Origin of the sequence: Arenibacter latericius DSM 15913, assembly GCF_000424985.1 — a bacterium.
Taxonomy (GTDB): domain Bacteria; phylum Bacteroidota; class Bacteroidia; order Flavobacteriales; family Flavobacteriaceae; genus Arenibacter; species Arenibacter latericius.
Window position 1 is genome coordinate 56586 of the sequence record NZ_KE384285.1, and the last position, 13466, is coordinate 70051.

At 37.9% G+C, this 13466-nt stretch carries 13 protein-coding genes; 2 read left to right on the forward strand and 11 right to left on the reverse strand.

What is annotated here, in order from left to right; all coding sequences use genetic code 11:
* Positions 1–80: 80 nt before the first annotated feature.
* Complete coding sequence (locus H344_RS0117130) at positions 81–3533, forward strand: pyruvate carboxylase (RefSeq protein WP_026811385.1); 3453 nt, start codon at positions 81–83, stop codon at positions 3531–3533.
* 48 nt (positions 3534–3581) lie between these two features.
* Positions 3582–4283 (forward strand): uracil-DNA glycosylase family protein, encoded by a 702-nt coding sequence (locus H344_RS0117135; RefSeq protein ID WP_026811386.1) that lies wholly within the window; start codon positions 3582–3584, stop codon positions 4281–4283.
* A 67-nt stretch (positions 4284–4350) separates the two neighbouring features.
* Here H344_RS0117135 and H344_RS0117140 read toward each other — a convergent pair whose 3' ends face one another.
* The 11 genes from H344_RS0117140 to H344_RS0117190 all read right to left on the reverse strand — a co-directional run bounded on the left by H344_RS0117140 (position 4351) and on the right by H344_RS0117190 (position 13338).
* A complete protein-coding gene (locus H344_RS0117140) occupies positions 4351–4578 on the reverse strand; it encodes a hypothetical protein (RefSeq protein ID WP_026811387.1) in 228 nt (75 codons plus the stop codon).
* Between the two features lie 5 nt (positions 4579–4583).
* The gene (gene trpA, locus H344_RS0117145) at positions 4584–5348 is read right to left on the reverse strand and encodes a tryptophan synthase subunit alpha (RefSeq protein WP_026811388.1); all 765 of its coding nucleotides are present in this window, start codon (positions 5346–5348) and stop codon (positions 4584–4586) included.
* A 50-nt stretch (positions 5349–5398) separates the two neighbouring features.
* Entirely contained in the window at positions 5399–6580 is a 1182-nt protein-coding gene (gene trpB, locus H344_RS0117150) for a tryptophan synthase subunit beta (protein WP_026811389.1), read from the reverse strand.
* Between the two features lie 59 nt (positions 6581–6639).
* The gene (locus H344_RS0117155; RefSeq protein WP_026811390.1) at positions 6640–7296 is read right to left on the reverse strand and encodes a phosphoribosylanthranilate isomerase; all 657 of its coding nucleotides are present in this window, start codon (positions 7294–7296) and stop codon (positions 6640–6642) included.
* Positions 7293–8078: an indole-3-glycerol phosphate synthase TrpC gene (trpC, locus tag H344_RS0117160; protein ID WP_026811391.1), complete on the reverse strand. Its 786-nt coding sequence runs from the start codon at positions 8076–8078 to the stop codon at positions 7293–7295. The genes H344_RS0117155 and trpC overlap by 4 nt, the downstream gene beginning before the upstream one ends.
* Positions 8079–8108: 30 nt before the next feature.
* The gene (trpD, locus tag H344_RS0117165) at positions 8109–9104 is read right to left on the reverse strand and encodes an anthranilate phosphoribosyltransferase (protein WP_026811392.1); all 996 of its coding nucleotides are present in this window, start codon (positions 9102–9104) and stop codon (positions 8109–8111) included.
* A gap of 140 nt (positions 9105–9244) precedes the next feature.
* On the reverse strand, positions 9245–9859 hold the full coding sequence (locus H344_RS0117170) for an anthranilate synthase component II (protein WP_240485019.1): 615 nt from the start codon (positions 9857–9859) through the stop codon (positions 9245–9247).
* Between the two features lie 77 nt (positions 9860–9936).
* A complete protein-coding gene (locus H344_RS0117175) occupies positions 9937–11334 on the reverse strand; it encodes an anthranilate synthase component I family protein (RefSeq protein WP_026811394.1) in 1398 nt (465 codons plus the stop codon).
* A 275-nt stretch (positions 11335–11609) separates the two neighbouring features.
* Complete coding sequence (locus H344_RS0117180; protein WP_026811395.1) at positions 11610–12188, reverse strand: YceI family protein; 579 nt, start codon at positions 12186–12188, stop codon at positions 11610–11612.
* 34 nt (positions 12189–12222) lie between these two features.
* A complete protein-coding gene (locus tag H344_RS0117185; protein WP_026811396.1) occupies positions 12223–12855 on the reverse strand; it encodes an NAD(P)H-dependent oxidoreductase in 633 nt (210 codons plus the stop codon).
* Positions 12856–12891: 36 nt separating this feature from the next.
* Positions 12892–13338, reverse strand: coding sequence for a MarR family winged helix-turn-helix transcriptional regulator (locus tag H344_RS0117190; RefSeq protein ID WP_026811397.1), 447 nt, complete (start codon positions 13336–13338; stop codon positions 12892–12894).
* Between the last annotated feature and the right edge of the window lie 128 nt (positions 13339–13466).

Below are 13466 nucleotides of genomic sequence, written 5' to 3' on the forward strand. Positions count from 1 at the left end.
CTGTTGTCATGCTAGGCCTAATGTGCTAAGTTTGTGAGACAACCGACTTGTTGAAGCCAACATTTCTAAAAACTATAGCGTTGAAAATAAAAAAGGTATTAGTTGCAAATAGAGGGGAGATTGCCATTCGGATTTTTAGGGCATGTGTAGAAATTGGAATAAAAACAGTTGGGGTATATACCTATGAAGACCGTTATTCCTTACACCGATATAAAGCAGATGAAAGTTACCAAATAGGAGGTGAAAATGAGCCGTTAAAACCTTATTTGGATATGGACGCCCTAATTAAGATAGCCAAGGAAAATGGAGTAGATGCTATACATCCAGGATATGGATTCTTATCAGAAAACCCTCAATTTGCTCAAAAATGTGAGGACGTCGGAATTATTTTTGTCGGCCCAAAAGTTTCTGTTCTAAAAGCTTTAGGAGATAAGATTACAGCTAAAGAAGTGGCCGTTGCCAATGGGATTCCCATTATACAGAGTAGTGATCCGGATTTAGATTCTATTGAAGTAGCCTTGTCGGAAGCGGAAAAGATTGGGTACCCTTTAATGCTAAAAGCCGCGTCTGGTGGAGGAGGTAGAGGTATGCGTGTTATCCATAATGAAGATGAGCTTAGAAAAGGCTTTCCTGAAGCAAAAAGGGAATCTTTAAATGCCTTTGGAGATGATACGGTATTCCTAGAGAAGTTTGTAGCGAATCCCAAGCATATCGAGATTCAGATCGTTGCCGATACCCATGGTAATATGGTGCATTTATACGAGCGGGATTGTTCTGTGCAAAGGAGGTATCAAAAGGTTATAGAATTTGCTCCTTCAATAGGGTTGCCCCAAGAAACTAAAGATAATTTATACCAATATGCCATAGCTATTTGTAAAGCTGTAGACTATAATAATATAGGTACTGTAGAGTTTTTAGTAGATGATGACGGTAGTATTTATTTTATTGAGGTTAACCCAAGGATACAGGTAGAACATACCGTCACGGAAATGATTACCAATATAGATTTGGTAAAGGCACAATTATTTATTGCAGGCGGCTACCGATTATCTGACAAGCAAATTAAAATTCAAGATCAGGCTTCCATTATAGTAACCGGTTATGCCTTGCAATGTAGGATAACTACTGAAGATCCTGCTAACAATTTTAAACCAGATTATGGTGTGGTAACTACCTACCGAAGTGCCTCTGGACTAGGAATTAGATTAGATGCTGGTAGTATTTATCAGGGGGTAGCTATTTCCCCATTTTTCGATTCTATGTTGGTAAAAGTATCCGCATTGAGTAGGACGTTGGACGGTTCTTGTCGTAAAATGAGAAGGGCCTTAGCAGAATTCCGTGTTAGAGGAGTAAAGACCAATATGTCGTTTCTAGATAATATTCTAAAACATCCCACCTTTAGAGAAGGTAAAGTAACGGTAAATTTCATTAATAATACCCCAGAGCTATTCCAGTTTGTAGAACCTAGGAATAGGGCCAATAAGCTGTTAGAATTTTTAGGTGAGATTATTGTAAACGGTAATCCCGATGTTAAGAAAATAGATAAGGGCCATGTGTTTTCCAAACCAAAAGTTCCTTCCTTCCCTAAAATGGAGGGGTATCCTAAGGGTACTAAGGATCTGTTGACGGAATTGGGCCCCGATCAATTTTCCCAATGGCTTAAAAATGAGAAGAAGGTTCATTTTACCGATACTACGATGCGGGATGCGCACCAAAGCCTATTAGCTACAAGGATGCGGACCATAGACATGCTAAAGGTTGCTGAGGGGTATGCTAAAAATCACCCAGAAGTATTCAGTATGGAAGTTTGGGGTGGTGCTACTTTTGACGTGTGTCTTCGATTTTTACAGGAAAATCCGTGGGAACGATTAGAGTTGTTAAGAAAGGCTATGCCTAACGTATTATTGCAAATGCTGATAAGAGGCTCTAATGGGGTGGGATATACGGCTTACCCAGATAATCTGATAGAGCGTTTTGTTGAGGAATCCTGGAAGTCTGGGGTAGATGTTTTTAGGATTTTCGATTCCCTTAATTGGATGAAATCCATCGCCCCTTGCATAGAATATGTAAGAACCAATACGGGAGGCCTGGCAGAAGGATCCATCTGTTATACCGGGGATATATTAGATCCCTCAAAATCTAAATACGATTTAAAGTACTATGTGCAACTAGCAAAGGATATTGAAAACGCTGGAGCCCATATTTTGGGGGTGAAGGACATGGCCGGACTGTTAAAACCCTATGCGGCCTATGAATTGATATCGGCTTTAAAATCTGAAATCAATATCCCTATTCATCTGCATACCCACGATACCTCTTCTACCCAAGCTGCCATGTATCTAAAAGCGATAGAAGCAGGTGTAGGTGTGGTAGATGTGGCATTGGGAGGATTATCTGGACTTACTTCACAGCCCAATTTTAACTCTGTTGTAGAAATGTTGCGTTTCCAAGAGAGAGAAAATAGGTTTAATACAGATAAACTAGCAGAATATTCCAACTATTGGGAAACCGTACGTAATTACTATTATACGTTTGAATCTGGATTGAAATCAGGGACTGGAGAAGTGTATAAACACGAAATTCCTGGGGGACAATATTCTAACCTTAAGGGTCAGGCAATAGCTTTGGGCTTAGAAGATAAGTTTCCCGAAGTCACCAAAATGTATGGCGAAGTAAATACCCTTTTTGGAGATATTGTAAAGGTAACTCCTAGTTCTAAAGTAGTAGGAGATATGGCTCAATATATGATTGCTAATAACCTTACAGTAGCAGATATCTTAGAGAAGGGAGATACTATTTCTTTTCCACAATCCGTAATTGGTTTTTTTAAGGGCGACTTAGGTCAGCCAGAAGGAGGATTTCCAAAAGAATTACAAAAAATGATCCTTAAAGACCAGCAACCTTATACAGATAGACCTAATGCTCATTTGGAAGTAATAGATTTTGAGGTTGAATTTGAAGATTTTAAAAGCCAATTTAGTGCTGGAATGGGGCGTGAATTGTTGATAACTGATTTCCTTTCCTATAAATTATATCCAAAAGTTTTTACGGATGCCTATAACAACCACCTAAAATATGGTAATGTTATGAATATCCCCACTAAGAATTTCCTTTATGGGATGGAAGTGGGAGAGGAGATAATTGTAGAGTTAGATCGAGGGAAAAATATATTGGTCTCTCTTATGCTTAAAGGGGAAGCAGACGATTCCGGAAATGTGAGTATTTTCTTTAAAGTTAACGGACAATTACGGAATGTTATAATTAAAGACAGGTCTGTAAAGGTCAATATAGTAGAAAATGTTAAAGCAGACCCTAATGATGTAAAACAGATAGGAGCTCCCTTGCAAGGCATGCTTTCTAATGTGCTGGTCAAGAAAAATGAAGAAGTGAAAAAGAATCAGCCATTATTTGTGATAGAAGCTATGAAAATGGAAACTACAGTAACCGCTACCCAGGAAGGGATAGTAGATAAAATTCAATTAAATGGGGGGACTTTAGTAAATTCAGAAGATTTGGTAATTGTATTAAAATAATCGACAGTGAAAGGCAAATAGTTCACTTTGTAAAATTGAATAATTTATTTGACACCTAAAACGTTTCTCCATACCCATCCTTATGAGCCTTTTTTATTTCCTGAGGCTAAAAAGTTAATTGTAGGAACTCTTCCTCCACCAAGATTTACTATTGGAGATCTAAAGGAAGGGGATGTAGATTTCTGCTATGGCAGTAGAGATGGACAATTATGGCCAATATTAGACCGAATATTTGACCTAGGGCTTGCTTTTAAGAGCACTAAACATGCGGTACAACAAAGAAAAGACTTTCTGCTGAATCACCGTATTGGTATCTGTGATATTGTAAAGAGTGCTGAACGAATTAAAATAGACGCCTCGGATCTCGGATTGCAGAATATTGAATTGAGAAATATGTTCGGGTATTTACATAATTATCCTAAGATTGATACCTTGTTGTTTACTGGGGGAAATAGTAAAAATGGACCAGAATATTTATTTAGAAAGTACATAAAAGAATATGGGGTGAAGTTAAAATTGGTATCTAATGAAATTCCCCGTATTCACGAATTTATACTGCCCGATTCAAATGCATCTTTAAGCGCTGCTTCAGATACAAGGAGGGTTATCAGGACTGTTTCCCTTACAGCGCCTTCTGGGGCTGCCAATAGAGCAGTAGGAAGTTTGGAAGAATATAAACGTATAAAAGCAAAGAACCCTGAATTCAATACCATTGATTTCAGGGTTCTACAGTATAGCAAATTCTTCTAGTTTAATTGAATGTTTTATGGCTGTACTCCTGCTCTTTATTGTGAGGAGGCTATCAACTCTTTAACCATTATTCTATTCCTTTTCTCAATGCTTTTAAAAGAAGTAGCCTAAGTAAAAGGAGGAAAGGAAATCCATGAAAAATCAAATCAAACCAATCCATTGGCTGCATGCCCTTGGCGCCACCCCAAACCCATTTTAGTTTCCCCAACAAATGGGGTTCCGGGAAGTAAGGTGCCAATCCTAATGTGAGGCATAAAAGCGCAATAATTTTCCAACTATTAAGAAGTTCTTTCACCTTTATTATTTAATGATTTGCTTCACGAAATCTCCAATGGAATCAGTGCCGTTTTTGGTGATATGTTTTATAAAGGCCGAACCTATAATCGCACCTTTAGCCCATTTTGTGGCCTGCTGGAAGGTTTCGGAATTACTAATTCCAAACCCAATAATCTGTGGGGTGTTTAATTCCATCTTCGCTATTCTCTTAAAATAGGATTCTTGAACGTTACCAAAGCCATCTGAAGACCCGGTAACACTGGCGGAACTCACCATATATATAAATCCTTCCGATGCGGCATCTATTTGTGCAATTCTAGCATCACTAGTTTGTGGTGTAATTAGAAAAATATTGATTAAGCCGTATTTTTTAAAAATAGCCTCATATTGCTCCTGATATACATCTAGTGGCAAATCGGGTAAAATGAGTCCGTCTATGCCTACTTCCTGACATTTTTTGCAAAATGCCTCTACTCCATATTGTAAAATAGGATTAAAATATCCCATTATCACTAAAGGAATGTTTACCGATGATCTTATATCCTTTAATTGGTCAAACAAAATGGCGGTAGTCATTCCGTTTTTTAAGGCTTGGGTAGAGCTCGCTTGTATGGTTGGCCCATCGGCTAGGGGATCGCTAAAAGGCAATCCTATCTCTATCATATCTACTCCATTACTTTCCAGATCCTGGATTATTTTAACGGTATCATTTAAATTGGGATAACCAGCCGTAAAATATATAGAGAATAGCTTTTTATCTGATTGTAATTTTTGATGTATTCTGTTCATTCCAAAAGTATTTTTAGGATTCCAACAAATGAGGGAATCATATCTTTAGCTTATAGCTCAAAGTATTTTATATAGGTGCTTAAATCTTTATCCCCACGGCCAGATAGGTTTATTACTACCACGTCATCTGGTTTAAAGGCTCTAGTTTTTAAAATGGCAAAAGCATGTGAAGATTCTATGGCCGGAATAATACCTTCTAATTTGCAGAGTTCCATTCCCGCTTCCATTGCTGCATCATCGGTTATTGGGATAAATTCTGCTCTTCCCGTTTTATACAGGTGGGCATGCATAGGTCCAACACCAGGGTAATCTAATCCAGCAGAAATAGAGTAGGGTTCGGTTATCTGCCCATCGGGGGTCTGCATTAAAAGCGTTTTGCAGCCATGGATAATTCCTTCTTTCCCTAAAACTGATGTAGCAGCACTTTCGCCACTATCTACTCCTTTACCAGCAGCTTCTACCGCAATAATGCCAACTTCTTCTTCGTGTAAGAAATGATAGAAGGTTCCGGCGGCATTACTGCCACCACCAACACAGGCTACTACATAATCTGGATTCTCCTTGCCTTCTAGCTCTTTTAGTTGCCATTTTATCTCTTCAGAAATAATAGACTGAAATCTAGTAACCATATCGGGGTAGGGGTGAGGGCCAATGGCAGAACCTATAATATAATGGGTGTCCACAGGGTTGTTAATCCAATCTCTAATTGCCTCGTTGGTAGCATCTTTTAGGGTTCTGCTACCAGAAAGTGCTGGTCTTACCTCGGCACCTAACATTTTCATTCTGGCTACGTTAGGGGCTTGTCTCGCAATGTCGATTTCCCCCATATAAACAATGCATTCCATTCCCATAAGAGCGCAGACAGTAGCAGTGGCTACTCCATGCTGTCCGGCACCGGTCTCCGCAATTATTCTGGTTTTTCCCAAACGCTTTGCCATAAGAATCTGTCCAATAGTATTATTCACCTTATGGGCTCCGGTATGGTTAAGGTCTTCGCGTTTTAGATATATTTTGGTGTTGTATTTTTCTGAAAGGCGCTTGGCAAAAAATAAGGGAGAAGGCCTACCTACGTAGCTCTTCAACAATTGATCAAACTCCGCCTTAAAGGACGGCTCTTCCATTACTTTTAAATACTGCTGCCTTAGATTCTCTACATTAGGATAGAGCATCTCCGGAATAAACGCTCCACCAAATTCGCCGTAATATCCCTTTTCGTCTACGTTATAATTCATGGTTTCTTAGTATATAGTATTGAGTACAAAGTATTGAGTATTTAGATTCTCAATACTCACTACTTAAAACTCATTACTTCTTTTTTAAAATCTTTTAACTTTTCAACTTCTTTTAATCCCGGTGCGGATTCAAACCTACTGTTAACATCAATGGCGTAGCAGTATTTAGATTCCGGTCTTTGTAGAAAGTCTTTTATTTTCTCTATTTCTTCTAGTCCTATTCCCCCACTTAAAAAGTAGGGTTTTTTGGAGGGGGATTTTTTTAATATTTCCCAACTAAATGCATACCCATTACCCCCTGGAAGTTTTCCTTTGGTGTCGAATAAAAAATAATCGCACACCTCCTCATAGGCTTCCAATACACTAAAATTAAAATTGTCCTTTATGGAAAAAACTTTAATGATTTCTAATTCCTTTTCTGTGGCTTCTGATATAGGTTTATAGGCTTGCCTTAGTTCCTTACAGAATTCTGGGCTCTCCTTTCCATGGAGTTGAATAGTCTGTAAACCGTACTGATTTATTTTCTCTAGGATATCCTCTAAGGGTGAATCCACAAAAACACCAACCTTTTTAATGTTATTTGGAATATCGGCAAGAGTGGAATTAAAGAATCGGGATGAGGGTTTCCAAAAAATAAATCCAAGATAATCCGGTTGTAGGCTGGCTACTTCCAGCATATTATCCGGGTATTTCATGCCACATACTTTTAGTTTCATGAGGTTATCTGTTTTATAAATTGGGTAGCACTTTCACCAGGGTTGTCGGTCTTCATAAAATTCTCTCCTATTAGAAATCCTTCAAATCCATAGGGCTGTAGCTCTTTAATGGCTTCTACCGAACTTATTCCGCTTTCGGAAACCTTGACAAAATCATTTGGGATAAGCGTAGAAAGGGTTTTACTGGTTTCTAGGCTCACCGTAAAAGTTTTTAAATCCCTATTGTTTACCCCTAGGAGGTCTAAGCTGGGCATTATGGATTTCTGTAGCTCTTCTTCATTGTGCACCTCTAGAAGGACCTCTAGTCCTAAACTTTTTGCAAACTGGGAGAGGGTTTTAATCTCTTCTCTGGTTAGTATAGCGGCTATTAAGAGAATAACATCGGCGCCATAGGCCTTGGCTTCTAAAATCTGATATTCATCAATAACAAATTCCTTGCGCAACAACGGTAGCTGTACAGAGGCCCTGGCGAGCAAAAGATCGTCCATAGATCCTCCAAAATATTTACCATCAGTTAAAACGGACATCCCGCAAGCTCCTGCATTTTCGTATCCTGTGGCTACTTCAAAAACACTATTATTCTGATTGATTACCGCTTTGGACGGGGATCTTCGCTTGTGTTCCGCAATAATGCCACTGTTGCTATTCCTAAGGTTATGCACCAAGGAATTGGTAGTTCTTTCGAACAAAACGGTAGCTTCTAACTGAGAAACAGGAACAATGGTTTTTTTTAGTTCCACCTCTTTACGCTTATCAATAACTATTTTGTCCAGTATATTCATGTCTATATTTTAATTGAAGGAGGAATAATTTTAATTACTACTTAGGGTTTGTAATTTTTTAAGTACTTGCAGCCCTTTCCCACTTACTAGGGATTCCTTGGCTAGCTCAAAGCCTTCCATTGGGTCAATACCTTTCACAGTGGCAATTGCGACACCCGCATTGGCGCAGACTACATTATTCTGTGCTGAGGTTCCCTTGCCACTAAGTACATCCATAAACACTTTTGCCGATTCTTCAATACTCTCACCACCCACAATTTCGGAAGGGGAGATTATATCAACCCCAAAATCTGCAGGCTTTAACATGGTCTCAGTGGTATTGGTGATGGTCTTGGTATTACAAGTCAGGGAAATTTCATCATATCCATCTAAGGCATGTAATATGGTGAAGTTTTTGTCTGTCTTTTGATATAGGTAACCGTACATTCTGGCAAGTTCTAAATTGAATACCCCTACCATTTGATTTTTTGGAAAAGCCGGATTAACCATAGGCCCCAACATATTGAAGAAAGTTTTGACTGCTAACTCTTTCCGGATGGGGGCTACGTTTTTCATGGCGGGGTGAAATAAGGGGGCATGCAGCACGCAAATTCCACTTTCTGCCAAACATTTCTCTAAGAAACCAGGGGCATTACTGAATTTAATGCCTAAAAACTCCATTACATTGCTACTTCCACATTTAGAAGAAACACCGTAATTCCCATGTTTTGTTACATGAACACCAGCTCCTGCGGTTACAAAACTTGCAAGTGTAGAGATATTAAAGGTATCTTTTCCGTCCCCTCCAGTACCACACAGGTCCACGGGGTTGTATTGCGATAGGTCTACTGCCAAACACAGTTCTAGTAGCGCATCCCTAAATCCTTCCAATTCTTCTATAGTAACGCTTCGCATCATATAGACCGTTAGGAAAGCGGCAATCTGACTGGTGTTATAATCTCCTTTTGCTATATTGACTAATACCTGTTTTGCTACCTCCTTGGGAAGTACATCATGGTTGATTAGACTATTTAGTATGTCTTTCATTTCTTGTTTTTTCTATTTAGGTGCTAGGGATAAAAAATTCAGATTAAACCGATATTATTCCCTGTATTTTCCTCAAATTATATTAATATCACTCACTACTCACTACTCACTACTCACTACTCACTACTCACTACTCACTACTAATTTCTAACCCAATTTTTTAGTATCTCCTTGCCCATAGGGGTAAGTACAGATTCTGGGTGAAATTGTACCGCGCTTACGTCGTAGCTAGTATGGCGCAAGGACATTATCTGTCCGTTCTCGTCGTAGGAGGTTGCTATTAAAACTTCTGGAAGCTTTGGATCTACTACCCAGGAATGATAACGGCCCACCTCAAGTTCCTTAGGTAAGCCTGCAAATAGCACATCGTCTTCTACAACTTTTATTTTAGTAGCTACACCATGGAATACTTGATCTAAATTGATTAGGTTACCGCCAAAAACCTCGGCTATAGCTTGCTGTCCCAAACACACACCAAAAATACTTTTTGTTGGGGCATATTGGGTAATAATAGCTTTAAGTAATCCGGCTTCATCAGGGATGCCTGGACCAGGGGATAAAACAATTTTATCAAAAGCTGCCACTTCATCAAGGGTTATTTGGTCATTTCTTCTTACCACCACTTCACAGTCTAGATCTTCTAGATAATGTACTAAGTTATAGGTAAAGCTATCGTAATTATCTATGACAAGGATGGCTCCTTTATGTGTCTCCATAGAGGAAGTGGACTTTGTTTTATGTTGATTATTATCCATGCGTATCGGGTATTGTTCTATTTCTTGTTGATTTTATGTCTTTCTACTTTAGTTCTAGATAATTTCCGTCAATGGAGTTATATAGATTCTGCTATTTCCAATGCTTTGGTAAGCGCACCTAATTTGTTGTAAGTTTCCTGTAGTTCATTTTCAGGATCTGAGGCGGCTACCAATCCCGCTCCTGCCTGATAATGTAATTGATGGTTTTTACTTAAAAAGGTACGGATCATTATAGCGTGATTAAAATTGCCGTTAAAGTCCATAAATCCAATGGCACCTCCATAATAGCCGCGGTTGGTTTTCTCATATTTTTCTATCAGCTGCATGGCCATGTGTTTAGGGGCGCCACTAAGAGTACCTGCAGGAAAGGTATCTGCTACAACTTTCATGGTAGAGACCTCTGGTTTCTTCTGTCCTGTTACCTTTGATACCAGATGGATAACATGGGAGAAGAATTGAACCTCTCTATAATTCTCCACATTTACCATGCTTCCATTTCTACTTAGGTCGTTTCTGGCTAGGTCAACTAACATTACATGTTCACTATTCTCCTTATCGTCTACCTTTAATTTCTTAGCCAGTTCTGCATCTTGTTCGTCGTTTCCTGTTCGTTTAAAGGTACCTGCAATAGGATGTATCTCGGCCTTGCCATCTTTTACGACCAATTGAGCTTCGGGCGAACTTCCAAATATTTTAAAATCGCCATAATCAAAATAGAACAAATAGGGCGATGGGTTGATGGAACGTAGCGCTCGGTAAACATTAAATTCGTCCCCCTTAAATTTTTGAGAAAATCGCTTAGACAATACTAACTGAAAAACATCTCCCCTATGGCAATGTTGCTTTGCCAATGCTACTTGCTCCTTGTATTCATTGTCCTGAATATTAGAAACTGCAACGCCACTTTTACTAAAGTTATAAGAGGCAAAGTTTTTAGCATTAAGGATTTGTTCTATCTCCGCTATATTGTTTTCAGATTCATAACAATGTGCAAAAATATAGGCTTCATTTTTAAAATGGTTGATGGCTACTATATTACTATATACGGCATAATAGATATCTGGGATGGCAATGCTATTGTCTTTTTTAGAAATAGTGATATCCTCAAAATATCTAACCGCATCATAAGCCATATAACCAAAAAGCCCATTATTTATAAACTTGAAATCGTTGTCGGAAACTTGGAACCTTTGACTGAATTGGTGTAGTAGTGCAGGGATGTCGGTATCCTTGTTTACTGGGGTCTCTTCTGTTGTGCCATCAGGGAATTGCTGTACTAATAATTCATTCTCCAGAGTAATAGATGCAATTGGATTACAGCAGATATAAGAGAAACTATTATCATTTGCATGGTAATCACTACTTTCCAATAATATGCTATTAGGAAAGCGGTCCCTTATTTTTAAATATACACTAACCGGTGTTATAGTGTCTGCAAGGATCTTCTTATGGTATGATACTAAAGGGTATTTCATTTTAAATCTTTTATTTCTTTCCTACAATTGGAGTTATAATTTAATTGATAAACGAAAAAAGGCTTGTCGTGATGACAAGCCTTTTTAATATAGTTATACTACAATAGTGCTCTGCTCACGATGTTTTTCGTAAGTTGATCCACCACCAAGTATTTGATATAGAGTTTTTCATTGTGTAGCCAAATATAGGAATGAATTTTAAAACTACAAACGAACTGTTACGTAAAAAATAAAAAACCCCACAAATGTGAGGTTTTAAACATGGGGGAAATTTCTTAGAATACTAGATCTACAACTAAATCAAATTCGTCATAAATGGTTTTGTCTCCTAAATTATCAAAGAAACTACCAGATCCGTATTTAACATCGTATAAAGAACGGTCTACCTTCAAAGACGCAGTAGCTTTGTTTCCGTATATAGAAAGATCAAAAGTAATTGGATTGGTCTTACCTTTTATAGTAAGGTTCCCAGTTACTTCATAAGAATTCTTTCCTTTTGGGGTAACTTTTGTGAAAACTAATTTAGAGGTTGCATATTTATCTACACCAAAGAAATCGTCAGATTTTAAGTGACCCTCTAATTTTCCTTTATATTCTCCTTCTAAGTCATGAGAAACTAAAGTAGTCATGTCTACAACAAATTCGCCTCCGGTTAGTTGATCGTCGTTAAAAGTGAAAGAACCTTCTTTTAGGTCAATAACTCCATAATGTGATCCAGTAACTTTATATCCTTTCCAGGTAACGGTACTCTCTGATACTTTTACCTCTTTTTTATCGTTTTCTACTGGGTTAGAAGCGGTTGCTGTGAAACCTGTTACTACTGCTAATACTAATGTTAATGCAATTTTTCTCATAATTCTACTATTTGTATTTGTGTTTATATTTAATTTATATGTGGGTAATTAATTCTTTTTTAGACTTTCTTACTTTTTTATTGTGTTGGGTGATGTCTTCATCAGATCTATGGCCTATAGCTACCAACACTGCGGCGTTTAAACTCTTTTCGGTAAGTCCAAGGATTTCATTTACATCTGGAGCGTCAAATCCTTCCATTGGGCAACTATCTATTTTAAGGTCTGCGGCTGCAGATAATAGATTCCCTAGAGCAAGATATGCTTGTCTTGCTGTCCAAGCAGCTTTTTCAGTCTCGGGTAATGTAACCAGTTTAGATTTCATAAAGTCTGCATAACCTCCTAAATCTTCAAGAGGAATATTGCGAGTAGTGCTTACTTTCTCTAAATAATTATCTACTAATTCCTCCCCAAAATTGGATTGATGTGCTAAAACGATAACATGTGATGACTCGGTGATCTGAGCTTGTCCCCATGCGGCAGGTTTTAGTTTTTCTCGCACCTCTTTATCTTCAATAACAAAGACTTCATAAGGCTGTAACCCGTAAGAAGAAGCGCTTAAGGAAATCGCATCCAATAAGCTTTCTAGTTTTTCGGGTGATACTTTTTTGGTAGTATCAAATTTTTTGGTGGCATAACGCCAATTTAAGTTATCTATGTAGTTGCTCATCTTTAATATATAGGTATAGTATTTTAATTTTTATTTTTAAAACTTGTCTAAGAGTCGGTTTAAGTCTTCTAGTTCTTGTTGATTAAAGTTTTGAACTATTTTTCTTTCCGCTTCAATAATGTTCTTATCAATTTTTAATAAATCCGACTCGCCCTTAGGGGTAATAGTGATTTCTATTTTTCGTCTATTGCTAGGGCAAACTTCTCTGTTTACATAATCCTTTAGAATCAATTTATCTACAAGCCTGGTGGTATTACTCATTTTAGTAATCATCCGTTCGTTCAGGGTAGATAGATTTGCAGGCTTCCCTTTTTGTCCCCTTAGTATCCTGAGTACATTAAACTGCTGTAAGGAAATGTCGAAGGGTTTAATGGCCTGTGCCATAATCTCATTAATCTTGTTTTGTACAAGGCTAATGTGAATTAGGGTCCTACTTTCTATAGGAATCGGCTTATCGGTTTTTATAATTCTCTCTACATCCATGTCTATACAACAATTGTAGATACAAATGTACGGTGTGTTTGTGGAAATTCAATATTAACCATTCCTAAAATTTTGTTAAAAATAAAATTGTAGATTTTTTAATGGGGTGGTTTTTCAGAAAACCTTAG